The sequence below is a fragment of the Oceaniovalibus sp. ACAM 378 genome (assembly GCF_008085915.1).
Classification (GTDB): Bacteria; Pseudomonadota; Alphaproteobacteria; order Rhodobacterales; family Rhodobacteraceae; genus Oceaniglobus.
Window position 1 is genome coordinate 113,627 of the sequence record NZ_VSJK01000010.1, and the last position, 23,563, is coordinate 137,189.

Annotated in this window: 31 protein-coding genes; 18 read left to right on the top strand and 13 right to left on the bottom strand. The window is 62.0% G+C overall.

Going from position 1 to position 23,563, the window contains the following annotated elements; genetic code table 11:
- Positions 1–8: 8 nt before the first annotated feature.
- Complete coding sequence (locus FQ320_RS14810) at positions 9–1,031, bottom strand: hypothetical protein (protein ID WP_148473589.1); 1,023 nt, start codon at positions 1,029–1,031, stop codon at positions 9–11.
- 109 nt (positions 1,032–1,140) lie between these two features.
- A complete protein-coding gene (gene greA, locus FQ320_RS14815; protein WP_148473591.1) occupies positions 1,141–1,611 on the bottom strand; it encodes a transcription elongation factor GreA in 471 nt (156 codons plus the stop codon).
- 182 nt (positions 1,612–1,793) lie between these two features.
- On the opposite strand from greA, the gene FQ320_RS14820 reads away from it, so the two are divergent.
- The 5 genes from FQ320_RS14820 (at position 1,794) to FQ320_RS14835 (ending at position 6,687) form a co-directional block, all read left to right on the top strand.
- Positions 1,794–2,099 (top strand): hypothetical protein, encoded by a 306-nt coding sequence (locus tag FQ320_RS14820; protein WP_148473593.1) that lies wholly within the window; start codon positions 1,794–1,796, stop codon positions 2,097–2,099.
- A gap of 41 nt (positions 2,100–2,140) precedes the next feature.
- Complete coding sequence (locus tag FQ320_RS26435) at positions 2,141–2,263, top strand: hypothetical protein (RefSeq protein WP_255509521.1); 123 nt, start codon at positions 2,141–2,143, stop codon at positions 2,261–2,263.
- Between the two features lie 112 nt (positions 2,264–2,375).
- Positions 2,376–4,028 (top strand): electron transfer flavoprotein-ubiquinone oxidoreductase, encoded by a 1,653-nt coding sequence (locus FQ320_RS14825; protein ID WP_148473595.1) that lies wholly within the window; start codon positions 2,376–2,378, stop codon positions 4,026–4,028.
- A gap of 99 nt (positions 4,029–4,127) precedes the next feature.
- A complete protein-coding gene (locus FQ320_RS14830; RefSeq protein ID WP_148473597.1) occupies positions 4,128–5,843 on the top strand; it encodes a tetratricopeptide repeat protein in 1,716 nt (571 codons plus the stop codon).
- A complete protein-coding gene (locus tag FQ320_RS14835; RefSeq protein WP_187393914.1) occupies positions 5,836–6,687 on the top strand; it encodes a 4-(cytidine 5'-diphospho)-2-C-methyl-D-erythritol kinase in 852 nt (283 codons plus the stop codon). The genes FQ320_RS14830 and FQ320_RS14835 overlap by 8 nt, the downstream gene beginning before the upstream one ends.
- Here FQ320_RS14835 and FQ320_RS14840 read toward each other — a convergent pair.
- Entirely contained in the window at positions 6,663–7,661 is a 999-nt protein-coding gene (locus tag FQ320_RS14840) for a polyprenyl synthetase family protein (protein ID WP_148473601.1), read from the bottom strand. The genes FQ320_RS14835 and FQ320_RS14840 overlap by 25 nt on opposite strands.
- 55 nt (positions 7,662–7,716) lie before the next feature.
- On the opposite strand from FQ320_RS14840, the gene FQ320_RS14845 reads away from it, so the two are divergent.
- The 3 genes from FQ320_RS14845 (at position 7,717) to FQ320_RS14855 (ending at position 8,942) form a co-directional block, all read left to right on the top strand.
- A complete protein-coding gene (locus tag FQ320_RS14845) occupies positions 7,717–7,935 on the top strand; it encodes a DUF2007 domain-containing protein (protein WP_148473603.1) in 219 nt (72 codons plus the stop codon).
- Positions 7,922–8,671, top strand: a complete 750-nt coding sequence (locus tag FQ320_RS14850; RefSeq protein WP_148473605.1) for a tRNA1(Val) (adenine(37)-N6)-methyltransferase — start codon at positions 7,922–7,924, stop codon at positions 8,669–8,671. Before FQ320_RS14845 ends, FQ320_RS14850 begins: the two co-directional genes overlap by 14 nt.
- 103 nt (positions 8,672–8,774) lie before the next feature.
- The gene (locus tag FQ320_RS14855; RefSeq protein WP_148473607.1) at positions 8,775–8,942 is read left to right on the top strand and encodes a YdcH family protein; all 168 of its coding nucleotides are present in this window, start codon (positions 8,775–8,777) and stop codon (positions 8,940–8,942) included.
- On the opposite strand, the gene FQ320_RS14860 is transcribed toward FQ320_RS14855, so the two are convergent.
- The 3 genes from FQ320_RS14860 to FQ320_RS14870 all read right to left on the bottom strand — a co-directional run bounded on the left by FQ320_RS14860 (position 8,939) and on the right by FQ320_RS14870 (position 12,288).
- On the bottom strand, positions 8,939–9,802 hold the full coding sequence (locus FQ320_RS14860; protein ID WP_148473609.1) for a DMT family transporter: 864 nt from the start codon (positions 9,800–9,802) through the stop codon (positions 8,939–8,941). The genes FQ320_RS14855 and FQ320_RS14860 overlap by 4 nt on opposite strands.
- A 320-nt stretch (positions 9,803–10,122) precedes the next feature.
- Positions 10,123–11,295, bottom strand: a complete 1,173-nt coding sequence (locus FQ320_RS14865) for an acetyl-CoA C-acetyltransferase (protein ID WP_148473611.1) — start codon at positions 11,293–11,295, stop codon at positions 10,123–10,125.
- A gap of 138 nt (positions 11,296–11,433) precedes the next feature.
- Positions 11,434–12,288: an EAL domain-containing protein gene (locus FQ320_RS14870; protein ID WP_148473613.1), complete on the bottom strand. Its 855-nt coding sequence runs from the start codon at positions 12,286–12,288 to the stop codon at positions 11,434–11,436.
- Between the two features lie 225 nt (positions 12,289–12,513).
- Between FQ320_RS14870 and FQ320_RS14875 the strand changes: the two genes are divergently transcribed.
- Positions 12,514–13,095: a DNA-3-methyladenine glycosylase I gene (locus FQ320_RS14875; RefSeq protein ID WP_148473615.1), complete on the top strand. Its 582-nt coding sequence runs from the start codon at positions 12,514–12,516 to the stop codon at positions 13,093–13,095.
- Here the strand turns inward: FQ320_RS14875 and FQ320_RS14880 are convergent.
- Complete coding sequence (locus FQ320_RS14880; RefSeq protein WP_148473617.1) at positions 13,092–13,646, bottom strand: TlpA disulfide reductase family protein; 555 nt, start codon at positions 13,644–13,646, stop codon at positions 13,092–13,094. The genes FQ320_RS14875 and FQ320_RS14880 overlap by 4 nt on opposite strands.
- Before the next feature lie 14 nt (positions 13,647–13,660).
- On the opposite strand from FQ320_RS14880, the gene argH reads away from it, so the two are divergent.
- The 3 genes from argH to FQ320_RS14890 are packed head-to-tail and all read left to right on the top strand — an operon-like array spanning position 13,661 to position 15,557.
- Complete coding sequence (argH, locus tag FQ320_RS14885) at positions 13,661–15,064, top strand: argininosuccinate lyase (RefSeq protein ID WP_148473619.1); 1,404 nt, start codon at positions 13,661–13,663, stop codon at positions 15,062–15,064.
- A gap of 35 nt (positions 15,065–15,099) precedes the next feature.
- Complete coding sequence (locus FQ320_RS25695) at positions 15,100–15,240, top strand: hypothetical protein (RefSeq protein ID WP_187393913.1); 141 nt, start codon at positions 15,100–15,102, stop codon at positions 15,238–15,240.
- On the top strand, positions 15,240–15,557 hold the full coding sequence (locus tag FQ320_RS14890; protein WP_148473621.1) for a DUF2834 domain-containing protein: 318 nt from the start codon (positions 15,240–15,242) through the stop codon (positions 15,555–15,557). The genes FQ320_RS25695 and FQ320_RS14890 overlap by 1 nt, the downstream gene beginning before the upstream one ends.
- A 48-nt stretch (positions 15,558–15,605) precedes the next feature.
- Here FQ320_RS14890 and FQ320_RS14895 read toward each other — a convergent pair whose 3' ends face one another.
- Positions 15,606–15,935: an AzlD domain-containing protein gene (locus tag FQ320_RS14895; RefSeq protein ID WP_148473623.1), complete on the bottom strand. Its 330-nt coding sequence runs from the start codon at positions 15,933–15,935 to the stop codon at positions 15,606–15,608.
- Positions 15,932–16,636, bottom strand: a complete 705-nt coding sequence (locus FQ320_RS14900) for an AzlC family ABC transporter permease (RefSeq protein WP_148473625.1) — start codon at positions 16,634–16,636, stop codon at positions 15,932–15,934. Before FQ320_RS14900 ends, FQ320_RS14895 begins: the two co-directional genes overlap by 4 nt.
- A gap of 54 nt (positions 16,637–16,690) precedes the next feature.
- Between FQ320_RS14900 and FQ320_RS14905 the strand changes: the two genes are divergently transcribed.
- From FQ320_RS14905 to FQ320_RS14930, 6 genes are read left to right on the top strand one after another with little or no spacing between them, the layout of a single operon-like run.
- Positions 16,691–17,578 (top strand): formate dehydrogenase accessory sulfurtransferase FdhD, encoded by an 888-nt coding sequence (locus tag FQ320_RS14905; protein WP_148473627.1) that lies wholly within the window; start codon positions 16,691–16,693, stop codon positions 17,576–17,578.
- Positions 17,579–17,621: 43 nt separating this feature from the next.
- The gene (locus tag FQ320_RS14910; RefSeq protein WP_148473629.1) at positions 17,622–18,047 is read left to right on the top strand and encodes a hypothetical protein; all 426 of its coding nucleotides are present in this window, start codon (positions 17,622–17,624) and stop codon (positions 18,045–18,047) included.
- The gene (mobA, locus tag FQ320_RS14915) at positions 18,044–18,646 is read left to right on the top strand and encodes a molybdenum cofactor guanylyltransferase MobA (RefSeq protein WP_148473630.1); all 603 of its coding nucleotides are present in this window, start codon (positions 18,044–18,046) and stop codon (positions 18,644–18,646) included. Before FQ320_RS14910 ends, mobA begins: the two co-directional genes overlap by 4 nt.
- Positions 18,643–19,137 carry a molybdopterin-guanine dinucleotide biosynthesis protein B gene (gene mobB, locus FQ320_RS14920; RefSeq protein ID WP_148473632.1) on the top strand — a complete coding sequence of 165 codons (495 nt, stop codon included), beginning with the start codon at positions 18,643–18,645 and terminating at the stop codon, positions 19,135–19,137. Before mobA ends, mobB begins: the two co-directional genes overlap by 4 nt.
- Positions 19,134–19,427 (top strand): hypothetical protein, encoded by a 294-nt coding sequence (locus tag FQ320_RS14925; protein WP_148473634.1) that lies wholly within the window; start codon positions 19,134–19,136, stop codon positions 19,425–19,427. Before mobB ends, FQ320_RS14925 begins: the two co-directional genes overlap by 4 nt.
- Entirely contained in the window at positions 19,424–20,662 is a 1,239-nt protein-coding gene (locus FQ320_RS14930) for a molybdopterin-binding protein (RefSeq protein ID WP_148473636.1), read from the top strand. Before FQ320_RS14925 ends, FQ320_RS14930 begins: the two co-directional genes overlap by 4 nt.
- A 33-nt stretch (positions 20,663–20,695) precedes the next feature.
- Here FQ320_RS14930 and FQ320_RS14935 read toward each other — a convergent pair whose 3' ends face one another.
- The 4 genes from FQ320_RS14935 to FQ320_RS14950 all read right to left on the bottom strand — a co-directional run bounded on the left by FQ320_RS14935 (position 20,696) and on the right by FQ320_RS14950 (position 23,308).
- Positions 20,696–21,316, bottom strand: coding sequence for a hypothetical protein (locus tag FQ320_RS14935; RefSeq protein ID WP_148473638.1), 621 nt, complete (start codon positions 21,314–21,316; stop codon positions 20,696–20,698).
- Positions 21,317–21,321: 5 nt separating this feature from the next.
- Positions 21,322–21,456 carry an aa3-type cytochrome c oxidase subunit IV gene (locus tag FQ320_RS14940; protein ID WP_148473640.1) on the bottom strand — a complete coding sequence of 45 codons (135 nt, stop codon included), beginning with the start codon at positions 21,454–21,456 and terminating at the stop codon, positions 21,322–21,324.
- Positions 21,457–21,511: 55 nt separating this feature from the next.
- A complete protein-coding gene (locus FQ320_RS14945; protein ID WP_148473642.1) occupies positions 21,512–22,015 on the bottom strand; it encodes a DUF6173 family protein in 504 nt (167 codons plus the stop codon).
- Positions 22,016–22,135: 120 nt separating this feature from the next.
- Positions 22,136–23,308, bottom strand: coding sequence for an MFS transporter (locus FQ320_RS14950; protein ID WP_148473644.1), 1,173 nt, complete (start codon positions 23,306–23,308; stop codon positions 22,136–22,138).
- Positions 23,309–23,563: the final 255 nt, after the last annotated feature.

The window sequence follows — 23,563 nt, forward strand, 5'->3', positions numbered from 1 at the left end:
CCCCTGATTCAGTCGAAGGTGCCGGTGACCCGGCCCAGCAACATGAAAGCGCGCGCGGTGCGGGTGTCGGTCAGGGCGACGATTTCAGCATCGGTCGCGGATTTCTCGAATTCCACGAAAGTGTGATCGAACTTGCGTAGAAAATGGTGCATGGCGTCGCGGAAAATCGTATCCGACCGCATCCGCGCCGCCGACAAGGCCAAAGAAGACCGGTCACGGATACCGCCCAGCCCGGCGATCGGCCGGCCACGCTCGCCCTGTGCAAAGCGACGCCAGATGTCGGGGTGCGCGCGGTCAGGCTTCAGATCGTCCATGTAAATCCCGTCCTGGCTGAGCAGGGTCAGAACATCCTGTGCCGCCGTGATCAACTGGGCGGCGCGGCGATCCTGAAGCGCGCGGCGAAGGGCGCGAAAACCCTCCTTGTCCTCGGGGCTTTCGGGGAATTGCAAGGCCGAGATGAAATCAGCTGACGCCAGCGGCGACGTTATCGCCTCGGCCGGAGTGCCCAGCGCCAGCGATGTCTGCTCCTCGGTTCCCACAGACAGCGCGGGAAGGGGCACAGGTTCGGCATTGGGGCGAATCGAGATGAAGGTGGAAAGCGCAATTTCTGTCTTGCGCTGCGCCTCGACGATCTCGTTCAGTTTTTTCGCGACTTCGGGCGAAGAGCCTGCGTTTGCCGCTTTTTGTTGCGACAGATAGGCCGCGCGGATGCCATCGATGGCAATATGCAGCCGCGCCGATTCTTCGCGCATGATACGGGCGGTGCGGGCCGAAGCCGCCGCGACCCAGATCAGCGCCACCGGCAGGAACACCGCCAGCAACGTCGTGACAAAACGCAGCGGATCGAACCCCACGGTAGAGTCGCCGCGCCCGAACATCAGAAAAAACAGCCCGGTACCGATCAGCCAGAGCAACGCCAGCGCCAGCGCAAGCTTTTCGCCGTCGCTCAACTCCGGAATCGGCGCAGGACGCTGATACATTCCCAGGTCGACAGGCTTGTCGCGGGTGCGATCTGTCTTGGGGTCGGCCATTTGCGTTCTTTCCGCGCGGATGGCTGTCAGGATACCTTTCGGTATGGGTTTCGGTTGTCCGTCGTTCGTGAGGCGCGTTCGCGTGGGGCGTTTGTTCAATGCGCCGCGATCAGCGCCAGACGACCTTCAGCACCTCATAACTTTTCTCGCCGCCGGGCGTGCGCACCTCGATGCTGTCGCCTTCCTCTTTGCCGATCAGCGCGCGGGCCAGCGGCGACTTGATGTTCAGCTTTCCAGCCTCAAGGTTCGCCTCCGGCTCGCCCACGATCTGATAGGTCTTTTCCTCATCCGTGTTCTCATCGACCAGAGTAACCCGGGCGCCGAACTTGATCGTGCCTGACATTCTGGACGTATCGACAACCTCTGCCAAGGACAGAACCCCCTCGATCTCCTTGATGCGGCCTTCGATAAAGCTCTGTTTTTCCTTGGCGGAATGATATTCGGCGTTCTCTGACAGATCGCCATGCTCGCGCGCTTCGGCAATGGCGCGGATGATCGCCGGGCGCTCGACGCTTTTCAGGATCTTCAACTCGGCGTTAAGGGATTCTTGTCCGGCGCGGGTCAGCAGAATTTTGTCCATGGGTGGCTCGTTCTCAACTTTGTAATGACGGCAACACCCTGCCGTTAATCCAAGCCCTGCACCCAAAGTCAATAGGCGGCTCGGCGCCGACCGCCATACAATCGCCGAAAACCAGCGCCAGACTGGAAATTTAGGGACTTGAAGCCCAACTCAAACGCGCTCGCACAGGGCTGGAGGCAACGTTGCAGATATTCTTGCGCTTCACGGCGATCTATTTTCTATTCAGTCTGGCTTTCGTGGCGCTGTTCCGCGAGGCGCCTGTTGCCGTGATATCCGATATGGCGGCGACATTACCTTCGGCGATGACCTTCTTCTTCACCCAGGCCTGGTGGGCGCTGATCGGGTTCGCGGCGCTGTTCCTGCTGATTCCATCTGCCGTTCTGCTCAACCGGATTCCCCGTGCTGTGACGATGCTGGCCGCGTGCAGCTTTTTCTTTCTGACCTTCACCATGCTGAAATCGTCGCTGCCCTTTGCAGTATTGCGCTGATTCCGCTGATCGGGGTGATTGCGGCCTATCAGGTGCTTTCCGTGCATTTGGGCTGGCACTATGCGATCGACGGATATTTCTCGATCCTGACTGTCGTGGCGCTCCGGCACTGGTTGGCGCGACCTCTGATGGCGCAAACATCGGCCGTTCCGGCCAGTTCCTGAGCCAACGGCGAGTTTGAACGCGCCGTCGAGATTGACCAGGGGGCCTGTCTTTGCATAACCATGTCCAGCCGAACCCTTTGCCGGGACCGCAAAGCACCAGGAAGGACAGCCCATGACCACCCCAGAACGCGAGTCGATGGAATTTGACGTGGTGATCGTCGGCGCCGGACCTGCCGGCCTGTCTGCTGCGATCCGCCTGAAACAGCTCGACGCGGATCTGAATGTCGTGGTCTTGGAAAAGGGGTCAGAGGTCGGCGCACATATCCTGTCGGGCGCAGTGCTCGACCCTGTCGGCCTTGACGCGCTGTTGCCGGATTGGCGCGACATGGGCGCGCCGATCACGGTTCCGGTACGCCAAGACACCTTTTACATGCTGGGCGCTGGCGGGAAAATTCGCGTCCCCAACTTCGCAATGCCTCCGCTGATGAGCAATCACGGCAATTTCATCGTATCCATGGGCAATGTCTGCCGCTGGATGGCCGAAGTGGCCGAGGGGCTGGGCGTCGAAATCTTTCCCGGCATGGCCTGTTCGGAAATCATCTATGGCGACAAGGGTCAGGTGACAGGCGTCGTGGCTGGTGAATTCGGACGCAACCCTGACGGCACGCCGGGCGCCAGCTACGAGCCGGGGATGGAACTGTTGGGCAAATACGTTTTCCTGTCAGAAGGTGTGCGCGGCAGCCTGTCAAAGCAGGTGATTGCGAAATACGATCTGGCGCGCGACAGCGACGTGCAGAAATACGGCCTTGGGATGAAGGAAATCTGGGAAATCGACCCGGCCAAGCACCGTCCGGGCACCGTGACCCACACCATGGGTTGGCCACTGGACGGCAATGCCGGGGGTGGATCCTTCATCTATCATATGGATAACAATCAGGTTTACGTCGGCTTTGTCGTTCACCTCAACTACGAGAACCCCTTTGTCTATCCGTATATGGAGTTTCAGCGGTTCAAGCATCACCCCATGGTCGCCGACCTTTTGAAGGGTGGCAAACGGGTGGCATACGGGGCGCGGGCGATCAACGAGGGCGGGTATCAGTCGATTCCCAAATCGGCCTTTCCGGGTGGCGCGCTGCTCGGATGTTCCGCCGGATTGGTCAATGTGCCGCGCATCAAAGGCAATCACAACGCCATGCTGTCGGGCAAACTGGCCGCAGAATATGCGCATAACGCGATCAGGACCGGACGGTCGGGCGATATTCTGGACGGGTATGACAGTGACCTGAAATCCGGGCCGGTTGGGCAGGATCTGAAAAAGGTCAGAAACGTCAAACCATTGTGGAGCCGGTACGGTCTGCTTGCCTCGCTCACCATTGGCGGGTTCGATATGTGGACGAACGACCTTTTCGGTTTTTCCCTGTTCGGCACGCTGAAACATGGAAAAACCGATGCCGAGGCGACGAAGAAACAGTTCGGCTATTCGCCCATCGACTATCCCAGACCCGATGGGGTGTTGTCCTTTGACCGGCTGACCAATGTCAGCTTTTCAATGACAAACCACGCCGAAAATCAGCCCTCGCATCTGAAACTGATCGATCCGGATATCCCGGTGGATCGCAATCTGCCTGATTACGCAGGACTTTCAGCGCGGTATTGCCCCGCAGGCGTTTACGAATTCGTGCAGGAAGAGGGCAAGCGGGCGCGCTTTGTCATCAACTTTCAAAACTGCGTGCATTGCAAAACATGCGATATCAAGGATCCGGCGCAGAATATCATCTGGACGGTGCCGCAGGGCGGCGATGGGCCAAATTATCCCAACATGTAAAACCTGCGTCATTTGGGGCGGTGATCCGCCGCGCCGCATGGACAGGGGACGGGTGACGGACTAGATTCCCGGCAATTCATTTTTCCGGAAGGTCCGTACATGCCCCTTGGTTTCACCGCGCGTCTGATCGCTGTTTCGGCGGTTGCGCTGGTCACCGCTCTGCCCGGCCATGCCGATGTCAACGCGGGCGCGTTTCTGGCCGCAAGGCAAGCGGCCGCCGATCACGATTTCGCCGCCGCTTCGCAGTATTTTGCCCGCGCGCTGCTGCGTGATCCGGGCAACGCGGAACTGATGGAATTCGCCGTCACGTCCTATACCGCGCTTGGTGATGTGAAACGCGCCGCAGTCGTCGCACGGCAGATGATCGGTGGCGACACCCCGAGCCAGATCGCCAATCTGGTTCTGTTGGGCGATGCCGCCAAAGCCGCCGAGTGGAGCGATATTCTGGCCGATCTCGATGCCGGGCAAAGCGTGGGTCCGCTTTTCGATGGCCTGCTGAAAGGCTGGGCGCTGATCGGCGATCATCAGACCGAAGCGGCGATGACCCAGTTCGAAGAAGTGTCAAAAGCACCCGGCGTGCGCGCCTTTGGCCAATATCACAAGGCGCTGGCCCTTGCCGCAACAGGCGATTTCGCCGGCGCCGAGGAAGTGCTGGCCGATCCTGCCGATGGCGGGCTGCGGCTGACCCGGCGGGGATTGGTTGCCCGGGCACAGATCCTGTCGCAACTGGGCCGCCAGACAGACGCGATCAAAGTCCTGCGCGACGTTTTCGGCACCGACACAGACCGCGTGCTGGATCAGGTGATCGACGCGCTGGAGGCGGGCGAAGTCGTGCCGTTTGACATCGCCCCTGATGCAACGGCGGGTGTGGCCGAGGTGTTCTTTTCGATCGGCAACGCCCTGAGCGGCGAGGCAAATGACGCCTATACCCTGCTCTATACCCGGATGGCCGAACATCTGCGCCCCGACCACATCGAAGCCAAGATGATGTCGGCAATCATGCTCGACCGGCTGGAACGCTTTGATCTTGCCATCAAAGCCTATGGCACTGTGCCGCGCGAATCAGCCGCCTTTGACGCCGCCGAACTGGGCCGGGCCGAGGCGCTGCGCCGATCCGGCAAAATCGACACCGCAACCGAGGTGATCCGGCAACTGGCCGACCAGCGGCCCGAACTGCCGCTGATCCATGTGACCCTTGGCGACACCCTGCGCGAACAGGAACTCTATGAGGAAGCGCTCGTCGCCTATGACAAGGCCATCGCTCTGTTCGGCGAACCCGCCGAAGAACAGTGGATCGTGTATTTCGCCCGGGGCATTGCACACGAACGGACCGACGATTTCGATGGCGCCGAGCGTGATTTTCGGCAGGCGCTGACCCTGAACCCGGATCAGCCGCAGGTGTTGAACTATCTCGGGTACTCCTATGTGGAGAAGCAGATCAATCTGGACGAAGCGCTGGGCATGATCGAGCGCGCCGTCGCCGCCCTCCCTGACAGCGGATATATCACCGACAGTCTTGGCTGGGTCTTCTATCGTCTCGGTCGCTATGACGAAGCGGTCACTCCGATGGAGCGTGCGGTCGAACTCATGCCAATCGATCCTGTGGTCAATGACCACTTGGGCGATGTGTACTGGGCCGTGGGCCGCACTCTTGAGGCGCGGTTTCAGTGGAAACGCGCCCTGTCGTTCATCGATCCTGCCGATACAGACGTCGAGGCAGACCCCGACCGCATCCGCCGCAAGCTGGACGTCGGGCTGGACGCTGTGCTGGACGCAGAAGGCGCGCCACCGCTGAAAGTGGCGAATGATCTCTGAGGCCTTTGCCCCGGCCAAGATCAATCTGACGCTGCATGTCACCGGTCGTCGCACCGATGGTTTCCATCTGTTGGATTCGCTGGTCGCCTTTGCCACCGTCGGCGACCGGGTGACGGTAACACCCGCCGCCGCATGGTCGCTGCAGGTTACCGGGCCAATGGCGGCTGGTGTGCCGGTTGACGACGGCAATCTGACCCTTCGCGCGGCGCTTATGAGTGAGGGGACGCCCTGTGCCATCACGCTGGACAAACATTTGCCGCTGGCCTCGGGCATCGGCGGCGGTTCGGCGGACGCAGCGGCCACCCTGCGGGCGCTGGTGGCCTTGGATGGGCGGGCGCTGCCGCCCGATCTGACGCGACTGGGCGCTGATGTGCCCGTCTGCCTGCGCGCCACCCCCTGCCGCATGTCCGGGATCGGTGAGACTCTGGATGATGTTCCGTGCCTGCCGCCAATTCACGCCGTTCTGGCCAATCCACGCGTCGCGGTCCCGACTCCGGATGTGTTCGCGCGGCTGGCCGAGAAATCCAATCCGCCGATGCCCGAATCTCTTCCCGATTGGCCTGACACGCGCGCCTTTGCACGTTGGCTGGCCACGCAGCGCAACGATCTGGAGCGGCCAGCCCAAGATATCGCCCCAGTGATCGGAACGGTCCTGTCGCGGCTGACGGCCACAGATGGCTGTTTACTGGCCCGGATGTCGGGATCGGGCGCGACCTGCTTCGGGATTTACGACAGCGCGCTCATGGCCACCCGGGCAGCCGAGAGCCTGCGCACCCGGCACCCGGAATGGTGGGTCGTCACCACACGCCTTGGCGCTGGTCAGACGATCCGCGCCACGACGTAATCGGCAAGATCGGACAGCATTTCACGCAGGTCAGAGTCGGGAAAGACGTCCAGCGCGTTTTTCGCGGTCACAACCCAGTCCAGCGCCGTCTGCCGTGTGCTTTCCAGCGTGCCGTGGGTCTGGAGCAGGCCCAGAGCGCGTTCAAGATCGCCCTCGTCCTGTTTGCCCTTGCCGATGGTTCGCACCCAGAACGCCCATTCGCCCGTATCGGCATGGGTCACCGCGCGGATCACCGGCAAGGTCAGCTTGCGCTCGCGGAAATCGTCGCCGATGTTCTTGCCGATCGCCTCGCCTCCGGTCCAGTCCAGCAGGTCGTCCACCATTTGAAACGCAATGCCCAGAGCGTCGCCATAGGTGCGCAGCGCGGCAATTTCATCCTCGTGGGTCGCCGCAATCACGCCCCCCACCTCGGTCGCGGCGGCAAACAGGGCTGCCGTCTTGCCGCGCACGATCTTGAGATATGTCTCTTCCGAAGTGCCAAGATCCTGAGCCGCGGTCAGTTGCAGCACCTCACCCTCGGCAATCGTCGCGCTGGCGTTGGCAAGGATGTCCAGCACCCGCAGAGATCCAGTTTCGACCATCAGCTGAAACGACCGCGCGAACAAATAATCGCCCACCAGCACCGATGACTTGTTGTCCCACAAAAGATTCGCGGTGGGCCGTCCGCGCCGCTGACCGGATTCGTCGACCACATCGTCATGCAGCAGGGTGGCGGTGTGAATGAATTCAACCGTCGCCGCCAGACGGATGTGATGATCGCCGCCATATCCACACAGCCGTGCGGCAGCCAGCGTCAGCATCGGGCGAATGCGTTTGCCGCCCGCTTCGATCAGATGCGCCGTCACTTCTGGGATGCGTGGCGCGTGTTCGCTGGCCATCCGCGCACGAATCAGCGTGTTCACCGCCGCCAATTCTGGCGCCAGAAATGTTGCGATCCGTTCGTGGGGCTTGGCGCTCGTGTGATCCAGGCTCATCCCGCCCCTTTTCCAAGTCTCGACAAACCGGTCAGTCTGCCATTATGTCACGCCTATGAAGGAACTGATCCGTACCAGCGACCCAACCATCGTAGCTTTTGCCACCGCGCTTCTGTCGGGCGAGGATATAGAGTGCTTTGAAATGGACGTCCATATGAGCGTGTTGGAAGGATCGATCGGGATCCTCCCGCGCCGTCTGATGGTGCGTGACGGCGATCTGTTCCGCGCCCGCACCGTCATGCGCGACAACGACATCGAAATTGTCGACAGATGACCTGACTTGCGACGCGTTTCTGGGCGGGCGGTTGCACCTCTGGCAGCCCGCTCAGGGGTATCGCGCCGGGATCGACGCGGTGTTACTGGCCGCTGCCGTGCCTGCAGTGGCCGGGCAGTCGGTGCTTGATCTGGGCTGCGGTGTGGGAGCGGCGGCGCTGTGCCTTGGGGCAAGGGTACCGGGGCTGCATCTGGCCGGGATCGAAGTACAGGCCCGGTGTGCCGATCTGGCGCGCCGCAACGGAATCGAGAACCGAATCACCTTAAACGTGCATACTGGCGATATCGCCATGATGCCCGCGCCTCTGCGACAACGCAGTTTTGACCATGTGATCGTCAATCCACCTTATTTTCATGCCCAAAATCGCATTCCTTCGCCGGAAATCGGGCGCGAAACGGCTCAGGCCGGAGATACACCTCTGGTTGAGTGGGTTGACGCGGCGACACGGCGGCTGGCGCCCAAGGGACGGCTGAGCGTCATTTTGCGGGCCGATCGTCTTCCCGATCTCATGTCCGCCATCGACGATCGGCTCGGCAGCATCATCCTCTGGCCGTTTCAGGCAAGGATCAGCCGACCTGCGCGCATGATCCTGCTGACTGCCCAAAAAGGTGGCAGATCTGCGTTCATCTTACGCAACCCGTTGATACTGCACAGTGGTCAGCGCCATGATTCTGACCGCGAATCATACACCGAATCAGTTCGCATGGCACTGCGAGACGCCCGACCCCTGATTTGACATAAATTGTCCAGCTTAAATCGGTGATTTTCGATACTCGCTGATGACAGATGCAGAAAAATATGCTCGACTGGTCTGACCATCATCAGGCAGGAGGACAACCATGACAATGAGTTCGCACGTTCAGGAGCTTCGTAGAAAGCACCAGGCACTCTCAGATATGGTCGAGAGCGCCCATCGCAGCCCCGCCACGGACGATCTCAAAATTCGCGAATTGAAGAAACAAAAACTGCATCTCAAACAACAGATCGAGCGGCTGGAAACCGCTTAATCCGACTTTGTGCTGGCCGACGCGGCCAGCAGCGCCCCGCCCGCGATCAGACCGGCCGACAGAATCAGCGGCCAGGCGGCCGGGGCGATCCCTGCAACGACCAGCACCAACGTCGAAAGTAACGGCGCAGCATATGACACGACTCCCAAAAGCTGAATGTCGCCTCTTTTGACCCCGATATCCCACACATAGAACGCCAGTCCAACTGGCCCGAGCCCCAAGAGCACTGTTGATGCCCAGCCAGTGGTATCGACCGGCCAGGCGGTGGTTTCGAATAACATATGCCCGACAGCCGAAAGAATGGCGGTGGCGACGCAGAACACCGCAACGCTTTGCGTGGGAACCGTGCCCAATCGACGCGAAATCACAGAGTAGCCGCTCCAGACCAAGGCACACAGAAGGGCAAGCCCATAGCCAGGCAACGCAGAACTGTTGAACCCCGCCCCTTTCGCGACGATCAAAGCAGCACCCGCAAATCCGGTCAGCGCACCCAGAATATGCCCGGCACGCAACCGTTCTCCCGGCAAAAGCCCCGAAAACAGCACGATCAGCAATGGCCAGAGATAGGCGATCAAACCCGCCTCGGCCGCAGGGGCCATGCGCAGGGCAGAAAAATAGAGCGCGTGATAGCCGAACAACCCTGCGGTCCCAAAAACATAGACCGGCAGCGGCACACGGGCCAGTTGCCCAAACGCGCCCGTCACCCCCACCCAAACGAGCCCCAGTGCCCCGCCGATCGCAAAGCAGATGGCGTTCAACTGCAGCGGCGGCACCGGCGCCGACCCAACGGTCAATAAGGCCAGCAGTGCCCAAAGCACGACAGCAAGAAATCCAATGACAGTGGCGCGGGACCGGGTCACCGGTACGCTTCTTCTGGGTGGAACAGGGTCCGCCCGCTGAATACCTTTGGACCGTTAAGGGATTCGTTGGTGGCGTGAGGCATGTAATTGTTTGCCGGAAGTGGCTGACGGTGGAACATATCAGGCAGGTCCGCCCCGAGAGATTGCCGCAGGCACTTACACTTCCGTCCCGAGAACCAAGGTGTGGCTTAGCCTGCCAAGGATCGTGGCCGGTGGCGGATCGCCAGTATCACGCGCCACCGCCGTTTTCCGCTCCGCCCCGGGGCCGGAACACAACGGGGCCGGATCGACCGGCCCCGTTGCACCATATCAAAAGCGCATCACCGCTCGACGCAGAGCGCCACGCCCATGCCGCCGCCGATGCACAGGGTCGCAATACCCTTTTTCGCATCGCGTCGCACCATTTCGAACAGCAAGGTATTCAGCACCCGGCAACCCGAGGCGCCGATGGGGTGGCCGATTGCAATGGCGCCACCATTGACGTTGACGATTTCCGGATCCCAGCCCATGTCCTTGTTCACGGCACAGGCTTGGGCCGCAAACGCCTCGTTCGCCTCGATCAGATCAAGATCACCGATCGACCAACCGGCTTTTTCCAACGCCTTCTTCGACGCGTGAACCGGGCCCATACCCATGATCGAAGGGTCCAGCCCAGCAGTGGCATAGCTGGCGATGCGGCCCAGCGGGGTCAGGCCGCGCTTTTCTGCCTCTTTGTCGGTCATCAGCAGAACTGCGGCGGCACCGTCGTTCAGGCCCGATGCGTTCGCGGCGGTGACACTGCCGTCCTTGGTGAAGGCCGGGCGCAGTTTCCGCATCGCCTCCATGGTGGCGCCGTGACGGATATATTCATCGGCATCGACCACCGTGTCGCCTTTGCGGCCCTTGACGGTATAGGCGATGATTTCATCGGCAAACTTGCCCGCTTTCTGGGCGGCCTCGGCCTTATTCTGGGATGCGACGGCGAATTCATCCTGCTGATCGCGGGAAATCTGCCACTTTTCGGCGACGTTTTCCGCAGTTTGACCCATGTGATAGCCGTTGAAGGCATCCCACAACCCGTCCTTGATCATCGAATCGATCAGGTTCAGATCGCCCATCTTTTGCCCCGGGCGCATGTTTTGCACGTGGGGCGACATCGACATGTTTTCCTGCCCGCCCGCAGCGACAATGGCCGCATCGCCCAACTGAATGTGTTGCGCGCCCAGCGCGACGGCGCGCAGACCGGAGCCGCACACCTGATTGATGCCCCATGCCGCCGCTTCGATGGGCAGACCCGCCTTGATATGGGCCTGACGGGCGGGGTTCTGTCCTTGTCCGGCGGTCAAGACCTGACCGAGAATCGTTTCGCTCACCTCGGACTTGTCGATGCCGGAGCGGGCAATCAAACCTTCCAGAACGGCAGCACCCAGATCGTGGGCGGGTACATTGGCGAACGATCCAAGAAAACTCCCCACCGCTGTGCGGCCTGCGGAAACGATAACGACATTGGTCATGAAGGGTGCCCCTTTTCGGACTTGCGGCAGACGCCAGGCCCGGGGACGGTATCGTGCCCCCGGACGCCTGCGCCGGTTCGCCTCAAGACTAGGGAGTGCCGCAGGAAAATACAACATTCGCGCGCGACAGTGGTTGCATCAGGCGCGTTTTTCCTCTTCGCAGGGATCCCATCGGGCGCGGATCGTCGGCGCCCCGAAATAGTATCCCTGAAGACAATCGACACCAATCTTGGTCAGATAAACCGCATCTTCATTGGATTCGACAAATTCCGCGATCGTCACCATGTCGAAATGCCTGCCGATCGACAGCAACGCCTTGACCACTGCCTGATTGTCGGGATTGCGCGCGATGCCACGGATGAACTGGCCGTCGATCTTGAGAATGTCGAAATAGAGTTCCTTGAGATGGCGCAGAGATGTGAACCCGGCGCCGAAATCATCAATCGCGAAACTGATTCCCACGGCCTGAAGTTCCGACATGAAGGCCTGCACCACATCGGGCATTTCGATCGCCGAACCTTCGGTAATCTCTAGAATCAGACGTTCGCCCACGGCCGGATCGAGGGCCAACCCGCGATGCAGCACCTGCATCCAACGGGCATAGCCGATGGAACGTGCCGACATGTTGATCGACAGACGCAGGCGGGGATGGGCCAGCAAGGTATCCAACCCCCGTTCAAGCGCAAGGCAATCGATTTCGCGCCCGATCTCAAGGGTTTCGACCAGCGAGATGAATTCCTGTGCCGGGATGATTCGCCCGTTGCGATCCAGCACCCGGATTAGACCTTCATAGAACGCGGGACGGTCCTGCCGTCCGGCAGGCACCACCGGCTGATAGGCCAGCATGACATCACCCCCCGCCACCGCCCGTTCGACGGTTGTCAGGATGTCGCGGTCGCGATCAGAGACTGCGACGGACAACGGGCTGCCGGGTGGGGAGCTTTCGGACCTGGAATCGGTGCTGGAAATAACTCGGGGATAGTCGGGCGGCATGCTGAAATCTCCTTCGCGGACAAAGGCACCTTTGCAGCAGAACGATAATGCGAGGTGAATATTCACATTTTGTTCTATTTTGTCTAAAAGCATGAAACAGCAATCGCGGCGGACCGCCATTTCGGCGAACCGGGCGAATTTTCGGGTGGATGACCGGAACGGGCCGGACATTCCTCCGGCGCGCGGACTTTGCGGGCTTCGACACCTCACAACAGGGACGGATACATGATTGAACAACGCTGCGACTGGTGCGGGACAGAGCCGGTCTATGTCGAATATCACGACACTGAATGGGGCGTGCCCGAATGGGACAGCCGGGCACTATGGGAAAAACTGATCCTCGACGGATTTCAGGCCGGTCTCAGCTGGATCACAATCCTTAAAAAACGCGACAATTTCCGCAACGCCTTTGCCGGATTCGACCCAACCATCATTGCCGGATGGGGCGAACCTGAAGTTCAGCGGCTTTTGACCGATTCGGGCATTGTTCGCCACCGCGGCAAGATCGAAGCAACCATCGGCAATGCGCGTGCCTGGTGCGAGATCGAATCGCGGCAAGGTTTCGACCGGTATCTGTGGGATTATGTCGACGGCACGCCGTTACAGAACCGGTTTGCGACAATGGCCGGGGTTCCGCCGCAGACGCCGCTGTCGGCCGAAATGTCGAAGCAGCTGAAGAAGGACGGGTTCCGGTTTTGCGGTCCGACCATCGTCTACGCCTTTATGCAGGCGGTCGGGATGGTCAACGACCACCTTGTCACCTGTCCGCGCCACGATGCCGTGGCTACATTGGCGCAGCGCCGCTAACCCGCGATCAGTGCCGCCAGAATCGCCCGGGCGCTATCACTGTTCCAGTCGGCTTCGCCCTGAAGCCGGGCGATTTCCTGCCCGTCGGGGCTCAGGATCACGGTGATCGGCAGGCCTCCGACGCCCATGCCGCGCGCCAGCGCCTGTTTCGGGTCCAACAGAACCGGCAGGGCGGTGATCGATTTTTCCTCGAAAAATCGCTCGATCGCCGGCAGCGGATTTGGCCCTGTAGCAACGGTCACGACTTCAAAATCGTCGCCGCCAAACTCTTGTTGCAACGCATCCAGCATCGGCATTTCGGCGCGGCAAGGCGCGCACCATGTTGCCCAGAAATTCACCAGCACATATTTGCCCTGCCAGTCAGACAGGCGGTGTTCGCTGCCATCTGGCGATGTGAACACCGCATCCGATGCGTTGACCGGTGCCTTGTGAAACTCCAGCTTTGCCATGTCGCCGTCGCGCAGATCATTCAACATTTCGGTGTCGGCGGCATTTGCACCGAACCCGAGGGAGAGATAGAGAACAGCCGACGTCCAGAAACTGCTTTTCATTCCGGGGATCCTTCATGACCGAAACCAAATCAGAACCCGGCAACTCCAACGCCATGTGGGGCGGGCGGTTCGCCGCCGGGCCGGACGCGATCATGGAGGCAATCAATGCCTCGATCGGGTACGACCGGCGGATGGCCGCGCAGGATATTGCCGGATCGCGCGCCCATGCCGCGATGTTGGCGGCACAGGGTATTATTACGGATAGCGATTCCAACGCGATACGGGAAGGCCTGCTCACGGTGTTGTCAGAAATCGAGGCCGGAACCTTCCAATATTCCGCCGCGCTGGAAGACATCCACATGAACGTTGAATCGCGGCTGAAACAGATCATCGGCGAACCGGCTGGGCGGCTGCACACGGGCCGGTCGCGCAACGATCAGGTGGCGACAGATTTCCGGCTTTGGGTGCGCGACCAGATCGATGCCGCCATTGAGGGCTGTATCGCGTTGCAAAAGGCGTTTCTTGCGCAGGCACAGGAAGGTGCGGACTGGGTCATGCCCGGCTTCACCCACCTGCAGACGGCTCAGCCGGTCACATGGGGCCATCACATGTTGGCCTATGTGGAAATGCTGGGGCGTGATGTGTCGCGGTTCCGCGATGCCCGCGCGCGGATGAATGAATGTCCGCTGGGGGCTGCCGCTCTGGCCGGAACCTCGTTTCCCATCGACCGCGAGATGACGGCGCAGGCCCTTGGTTTTGACCGACCCTGCGCCAATTCGCTGGATGCCGTGGCCGACCGGGACTTCGCGCTGGATTTCCTTTCTGCCTCGGCGATCTGTGCCATGCATCTGTCGCGTTTCGCCGAGGAACTGGTGATCTGGTCGTCAGCGCAGTTTCGCTTTGTCGCCCTGTCCGACCGGTTCACCACCGGATCATCGATCATGCCGCAAAAGAAGAACCCAGACGCCGCCGAACTGATCCGTGCCAAGATCGGACGGATTCTGGGCGCGCAGGTGGCGCTTTTCATGGTGATGAAGGGGCTGCCGCTGGCCTATTCCAAGGACATGCAGGAAGACAAGGAACAGGTGTTCGACGCCGCCGATTCGCTGATGCTGTCGCTGGCGGCGATGACCGGGATGGTCACCGACATGAGCGCAAACCGGGACGTGCTGGAAGCTGCCGCAGGGTCGGGATTTTCCACCGCGACCGATCTGGCAGACTGGCTGGTGCGAACGCTGAACATGCCGTTCCGCGACGCACACCATGTCACCGGCACCCTTGTCGCGCTGGCCGAATCGAAGGGCTGCGACCTGCCTGACCTGTCGCTGGACGACATGCAGGGGGTGCATGGCGCGATCACCGAGAATGTGTTTACCGTGCTCGGCGTGCACAATTCGGTCGCCAGCCGCGCCTGTTATGGTGGCACGGCCCCCGCGCAGGTGCTTGCACAGGTCGCCCGCTGGAAAGCGATATTGTGACCCCCGCAACCGGGACTGACAAAAAGGAAATGTCGATGCGCACTGCCTTGTCTTTGACGATTCTGGCCCTGCTGGCCGCCTGCGGTGCCGATGCGCCACCTGAACGGCCCAAGGGGGCAACACCCGCCGTCACCGTCTCGGGCGACGCGCGGATCGGGGTCACGGGAACTCTGTAATGTCGGCGCTGCGGAGGATCTATCTTGCGCTGGCGGTCTGGGGCGCGGTGCATCCGATGTACTGGTTCGTGACCTATTTGGCGGCAAATGCGTGGGATTTCGGCGCGATGGTCGATGCGTGGTATGTCAACGCATCGACCATCGGACTGACCTGGGATCTGATCATTGCCGCGATCACCCTGACGGTGTGGATTCTGGCCGAGGTGGCGGTGCGCCGCAACTGGCTGGCGCTGGTGGCAATTCCCGCCACCTTTCTCATCGGTGTCAGTTGTGGCCTGCCGCTGTATCTGTTCCTGCGCACCCGGCCAGTCACGTGACGTGATTTGACCGTCATCTGAGCGCAAGCGCCCGGCACAGGGCGGTGTCTAACCCAGAACGAACAGCATGCCGAACAGGGTCACCGCTCCGGCCAGAATCGCCCATATCGTGTTGCGCGTGGCCAGCCCCACAGCCACAGCCGCCAGCGCCGCCAATCCCCGCGCCAGATCGGGCTCACCGCCGGTTGCGCCGGGCCACAGCACCAGTGGCGCCACCAGCCCCGGCAGGACCGCCACAGGGGTATAGCGCAGCAGCCGCATCACCAGAGGCGGCATTTGCCGATCACCGATCAGCCCAAGGAACGACAGCCGGATCAGATAGGTTCCGGCCCCCAGCAGGACGATCACCGTCCAGATTTCGCCGGTGGTGAAATTCATTGCTTTTCGCTCCATGTCTCGACCGCCACGCCGACAACCATCGCACAGCCCGCCGCCACCAGCAGGCCCAGCCCAGACGGCAGCCCGGCCAGCAACAGCGCCACAACAACCGAGGCGCCCGCCGCCGCCACATGGGCGGGCGTGCGCAGCATCGGCGCGGCAATCCCGATAAAGGTGATGGGCAGCGCAAAATCCAGCCCCGACCCCATCGGGACCGTCGTCCCGAGCAGCGCACCGACCAGCGCCATCAGATACCACAGGGGAACGATCGGTGTCGCGACCCCGAAGAAATACGCCAGCTTTTCCGCCAAACTCATGTCCGGCAGACGTTCATATTCTGCTGCCGCGGCCGCATAGGTCTGATCGAAGTTCAGATAGGCCACGAAGGCGCGCAACCGGAACGGTGCGCGCCCCAGATGCGGCACCAGTGATGCGGAATACATCGCCATCCGCAGGTTCACCACCAAAGCCGTGGTCACCACGATCCAGAGCGGTGCGCCCTCATCCATCAGCGCCACAGCGGCAAATTGCGACGCACCGGCAATGACCAGCACGTTGAACCCCATCATTTGGGCCAATGTCAGCCCCGCCTCGGTCGCCACCACGCCGAACAGCAGGGCGAATGGCACGATGACAAAGGCAAAGGGCGCGCTGTCGCGGATCCCGCGCAGATAAACGGATTTCGAGGTGGAGGCTGGCATGGGAACGTCCTAGGATTACCGGTCTGTCTTATCCAGACCCGATCCGAGGTTCAAATGGCAAAATCCGTGGCCGATGCGCCCTATCTGATCGCCCCCGATCCTGCCGCGCCGCGCCTGACGCGACAGGTGACCGGCGTCGACCACACCGGCGCAACCATTCCCATGTCAGTGATCGAGGAGCGGCCCCTGACGATTTTCCTGAACGGTGCAGAAATCGTCACCGCCATGACCATCGGTGACTATCCCGAATATCTGGCGCTGGGGTTTTTGCGCAATCAGGGCATGTTGAAGGATGGCGAGACGGTGAAGGCCGTCGAATACGACGATGAGTTGGAGACTGTGGTCGTGCGCACCGACTCGGCCACCACCTACGAGGAAAAGCTGAAGAAAAAGACCCGCACCAGTGGTTGCGCGGTCGGCACCGTGTTCGGCGACATGATGGAGGGGCTTCAAGGGATGACCCTGCCCGCCGCCGAACTGCGCAGCTCATGGCTTTATGCCTTGGCCGACAGGATCAACCGCACCCCGTCGCTGTATCTTGAATCCGGCGCGATTCACGGCACCGTGCTGTGCTGCCGGGATCGCCCGTTGGTCTATATGGAGGACGTCGGACGGCACAACGCAGTCGACAAGATCGCCGGCTGGATGCTGAGCGAAGGTGTCGGCGCGGCGGACAAGATCCTGTATACCACCGGGCGGTTGACCTCGGAAATGGTGATCAAGACCGCGCTGATGGGGATTCCGGTTCTGGCGTCACGGTCGGGATTTACTGCATGGGGGGTCGAAATTGCCGAACAGGTGGGGCTCACCCTGATCGGGCGGATGCGCGGACGGCGCTTTGTCTGCCTCTCCGGGGCCGACCGGTTGATCCGCGATGCCGATTGGTCGGCGGTGGCCGAGGAACCCGCAGGTTCCGGACGCAAGGGAGCGGGCCGGTCTTGACCCGAGGTTTCACTTTTGCCCTGAACCGGATCGGGGCGGCACGATGACGGGCGTATCGTTGATTCTGGTGCTGGCGGGGCTTGGCGCGGCATTGGGCGCGCTGGTCATTGCGCGCACCCACTGGTTCGCGCTGACCGACATCATGCACCGCCTGCCGTCAGACACGCTTGCGCGGCTGGACTGGCCGCCCGAACCGCCGCTGACCCTTGGCCGGACGCCGACGGGGTTTCCGGTGCGTCGGTTGCGGCTCCGGGTTCTGTTGCGCGGGATGCCCGATGCGGTGCTCTGCCCGCCAGCGGCGTTGGACCATGCGCGAGCTTTTCGGTTGTGGGCGGCCGCCCTGCTGGCCGGGCTCGGCTGTGTGGGCGCGCTGATTGCACCCGTGGCATCCATTGCAATTGCCGGGCTGGCGCTGGCCGGGTATCTGCTGGCACGGCCATGGCCAGCCAGATCCGGAGACCAAGCATGAAACAACCGATGGGCGTTATTCTGGCCGGGGGTCAGGCGCGGCGAATGGGCGGCGGCGACAAGGGGCTTCTGCCGCTGGGCGATGGCACGATCCTGTCCCATGTGATCGACCGGCTGGAGCCGCAGGTCGCGGCGCTGGTGCTGAACGCCAACGGTGATCCGGCGCGGTTCGCCCGGCTGGGCCTGCCCGTCGTCGGTGACAGTCTTGACGGGTTTGCCGGACCGCTGGCCGGGATTCTGGCCGGGTTGGACTTTGCGGCAAAGCAGGGCTGCGATCATATCGTGACCGCCGCCGCCGACACGCCGTTCTTTCCCTGCGATCTGGTGCCCCGTCTGATCCTTGCCGGGGAAATCGAGGCGGCGCCGATCGTTTTGGCCGCAACGCAGGACGGGATGCACCCCACCTTCGGGCTGTGGCCTGTCGCCCTGCGCGAAGATCTGCGCGCGGCGTTGGCCGGGGGGCTGCGCAAAGTCGTGCAATGGACCGAGAGCCACGGCGCAGCACAGGCGATGTTCGATGATGGCGGCACGCCGTTTTTCAACGTCAACACCCCCGATGATCTGCTGCGGGCCGAAGAAATGCTGCGGGGCGGGCAATGAAACTCTATGGTGTGACGGGGTGGAAAAACGCGGGCAAGACCGGTTTGATGGAGCGGCTGGTGACTGAATTCACCGCTCGTGGACTGTCGGTCAGCACCCTGAAACATGCGCACCACAGCTTTGATATCGACCAGCCCGGACGCGACAGTCACCGCCACCGGCAGGCTGGGGCGCAACAGGTGCTGCTATCCTCGGCGACCCGCTGGGCTTTGATGAGCGAATTGCGTGACACCGGTGAACCCACCATGTCCGAACTGCTGGCGCAGCTTGCGCCGGTCGATCTGGTGCTGGTCGAGGGTTGGAAGCGCGACAGCCATCCCAAGATCGAGGCATGGCGCGCCAGTGCCGGCAACCCGTTGATCGCACCGAACGACCCCACGATCCGCGCCGTTGCCAGCGACGTGCCCGTCGATCTTCCGGGCCGGGCGCAATTCCATCTGGACGACACCGCCACCATCGCCGATTTCATCGCCCATGAGCTGGCATTGTGAGCGGATTCGACACCATCGCCAGTATTGACGGGTCGGGCGGCAACGACCAAGGGCAGACCCGGAAAAAGGATGCGATCTGGGCGGCCGTCCGCCGCGCCAAAGGTTCCAAAGCGACAGTCTATCTGCGCAACCGTGAAATGGCACAGACATGGATTACCAATCTGGCACAGGACGAAATCGCTGCCGGGCGGCGGTTGTTGTTGGGGTTCGATTTCCCCTTCGGCTATCCTGAAGGCTGGATCCTCGGCGCATGCCATGCGATGGACCGGGCGCTGGAGGAAACTGCATGACCCTTAAGAACGACTGTTTCGCGCTGCCCCCCGGCATACACTGGACCCCGGTTGACGACGCGCTTGCCCTGCTGCGCGAACGGCTGACCCCGGTTGTCGATACCCTGCGCATGCCGGTTGCCGCTGCTGACACAAGGATTCTGGCCGCCGACACCAGTGCCGCCCGCGCCAATCCACCGGCAGCAAACACGGCGATTGATGGCTATGGCTTTGCCCATGACGCGCTTTCCCCGGGGCCGCAGAGCCTGCCACTGATCGCCGGACGTGCGGCGGCGGGTGCCCCATTCAAAGGCTCGGTTCCGCCCGGTCATGCGCTGCGCATACTGACGGGCGCTCTGGTGCCATCCGGAATCGATACCGTGGTGATGCAAGAGGATTGCACGCGCACCGATGACACCCTGAGCTTTCCCGCGCTGCCCAAACCCGGTGCAAACACCCGCCGCGCGGGCGAGGATGTGGTGGCGGGCGCTCCGGTCCTGCCCCGTGGTCACCGGCTGCGCCCGCCCGATCTGGCGCTGCTGTCGGCGGTGGGTCTGGCCGAGGTCGAGGTATTCCGACCGCTGCGGGTCGGTGTTCTGTCCACCGGCGATGAACTGGCCGAACCGGGCACCACGGACGACCCTGCGCGCACCTTCGATGCCAACCGCCCGATGCTGCTGTCGCTGGTTGGGCGGTGGGGCTGTGTTCCGGTGGATCTGGGCCATGTGGGGGATGATCGCGCGGCCCTGCGCGCGGCGCTGGACGGTGCCGGATGCGACGCGATCCTGACGTCGGGCGGCGCTTCGTCAGGGGATGAAGACCATGTTTCGGCCCTGTTGCAGGATGCCGGATCGCTGGCCGCATGGCGGATCGCGCTGAAACCCGGACGCCCTCTGGCGCTTGGGGTCTGGCAGGGCACGCCGGTGTTCGGTCTGCCCGGCAACCCGGTGGCCGCATTGATCTGCACCCTGATCTTTGCCCGCCCCGCCCTGTCTTTGCTGAGTGGCGCAGACTGGACGCCGCCGCTCGCGTTCACCGTACCCGCCGCATTTCAGAAGTCGAAAAAATCCGGGCGTCGGGAATATCTGCGCGCACGTCTGCACGACGGGCAAGCCCAGGCTTTTGGTTCAGAAGGATCGGGGCGGATTTCAGGACTCAGCTGGGCGGATGGGCTGATCGAACTGTCCGAACCCGCACAGACGGTGAACCCCGGCGATCCGGTGCGGTTTCTGCCCTATGCCGGGTTCGGTTTCTGACGCACGCCTTGCGTTGTCCCGTCCGGGCCACCCTCAGCCCTGTGGGGCGGGTGGCCGGGTGACCTTAAAAGTCACGCCATGGTTGTCATCGGCATCTTCATCGGTGATCGTAACGCCTGCATCGCCGGTGCGCGCGGCAAAGGCCTTCATCGTGGCAACAGGGAAATAACTGCGCGGAAATCCTTCGAAACCTTGCAATTGCGCCAGAATCCCGGTGGTCGTGATGGAACAGGTCGCTTGCCCCGCCGCCCCCTGCTCCTGCGCGAGGCGCAGCGCCTTTTCCGCGACTTCCGGCGATACCGTCACAGACTGGCGCACGATGCGAAAGGTTTCGCGCGCATGGTAATCCTCGTACACGGCCTGAATGTTCGGATTGAACCCGTAAAGAACATCATTGCGTTCGGGCGCCCATGGATGGCGGAATGACCCCGCCGGATCCCACAGAACCCGCTGGCTGCCACTGATCATCAGCGCCGTATGCGCGCCCGATCCCGAACGGTTGTTGATCACCGTATACAGTGTCAGCGACGACGGCCCGGGGTGGACATAGGCGCGGCGCTGGACCTCTTCCATCGGCGCAACCTCTGACACAGCTCCGACACCGCAGCCCGCAAGCCCGGTCATGGCCAGCAAGGCCAAAGCGCGGAAAATCATCCGGTTCAGCCGTTGATCACAGCAAGGAGAATCAGCGCAACAATGATTGTGATGGCACTGCGGATGATAAAAGTTACGAACCCGGAGAAGGTTTTTTCCTGCACCTCGGTGTTCATCGTTCCATGCTTATAGTCGGCCATGTCGGTCTTTCCATTGTAATGTCCGAAAGACCGATAATCCATTTACCCCCCCCTGTCACGACCCCGCGACAGGGTTTCCGGCATCGGGCAGCGTTTCGTCCGCAACACCTTCCAGATCGGCGGCCAGCCGGAACCCGATACGCACCGGCTCCTTGTTGTTCGCCACTTTCGGCAGGGCGCGCAGAAACACGTTCAGCTGGGTGACATGCTGAATCAATTGGGTCCGCGCACCGGAGGGATCCGAGCCATAGAAGGTTACGATATCGGGGTCATAGAACCCCATTCCTTCGATCCGCATGATGCCCGGGGCACCACCGACAAAGCCCATCGCAATCTCGTGTTCGTTGTCCAACTGCTTTTCGAAATGCTGAATGTAGAGGACCAGCCGCTGATACGCCCATTCCGCCGGGCTTTTGCGATCAACCGGTTTGTCCGCCACCGCGGCGGGCAGTTCGGCCTGCTCGGCCCCGCAAACGCCGTCTTGGGTGTGTACCGCATGGGCGCGCGGCATCGCTGCCGCTTCGGCCACCTCGGCTGTGGTCTGGATCGGATCGTCCATCCTGCGCCCTTCCGTTTTGCGGGCTTTCTGCGCCGCGAACCCTGACCACCTTGGCCTCCGCATCGCGGGCAGGTCAAGCGGTGCCGGTTGCCGCGCCCCGGCCAACCGAACGTTACCGTTTCAGGGACGGGTGTGGCCGATCGGCGTTTGCCCTGCTTCACTGCGACGCAGTGGCACAAGACAGCCCATCACTGCCAGCAGGATCAGGGCAACGAAGCCAAACGAAGCGCGCAGACTGAGAAGTTCGGACAGCAGGCCCATCACGGGCGGCCCGATGAAAAACCCGAGAAACCCCAGAACCGCGGTGCGCGAAATCGCCTTGGTGCGCATCGATGGAGCCACCCGCTTGCCGACCAGCGCCAACGCCATCGGCGCCAGCACCGAAATGCCCAGCCCCAGCATGGCGAACCCGGCATAGGCCAGCGGCAGGTTGACCGCGAAGGCCGCCAGCGCCGCCCCCGATGCAGACAGCAGGCAGGCCCAGCGGATCACTGTCACCTCGCGCAGCCGGTCCGCCACCACCTGACCAGACAGCCGGCCGATGGCCATGGTCAGGCCCAGCATCGCGGGGCCGAAGGCACCTTCTGCCGCACCGCCGCCCAGCGTGCGCTCGATATGCAGGGCCGACCACCCCTCGGCCGCGTTCTCGGCCATGAAAGCCACCAGAACGATCAGGCCGCCCCAGAACACGATGGCGCGGGGAAAGGCGCGGCGGCTTTCCGGGCTCTCGGGGCCGGTCTGTTCGACCGGCATGACCATCCAGCGGGTGGCCATCAGAGTGACTGCACCGACCCCGGCGAACATGGCGATTGGCGTCAATTCCGCCTCGCGCGCGACAGCCGTAACAATGGCGCCGCAGGCATAGGCGACCGAGAACATCCCGTGGTTAAGGTTCATCAGTGATCGTCCGTGCCGCGCCTCAAGTTCGCTGACCCGCGCGTTCATCACCACATCGGTCAACCCCGACGCCATGCCGACCACCGCCATTGCCGCACCGAACAGAACCACATTTCCGGCAAGCCCAGGCAGCAAAAACGCCAGTGTCAAACAGGCCGAGGCAAAGGGCAGCGCCCGCGCCCCCAGCCGGGAATCGGCCAGCGGCGCGAGCCACATGGACAACACCAGCCCAAACGCCGAACACAGCAACGCCAACCCGAACACGCCATCTGCCGCCCCCAGCCCCGATTTGATCACCGGCACAAAGGCCGCGAAAACGCCCCACAACGCGCCCATCCCGGCAAAGGCCAGAGCCGGCGAACGCGACAGGACAAGGGCAGACCACAGGTTGTTCATGGCGCGCGCATGCCAGCAATCGTCAGGGACGGCAAGCGACGAACCGCCAGCTGCCGCGCCACCGGCGATGTCGGAATTTAAGTATTTATACAAAGAAGAAGCTGGCGGTTTCTTCTTTGCACAAATACTCATGCCCGGCCAACCACACGTCCCGATGCGTCGGGGGCTTTTCAAGAGCAAAAAATTGCCCTAAGGACGCGCATTCATGGGCGGACACCCTTGGAGGCCGCCCGCAACCCGAATCTCTGGAGAATT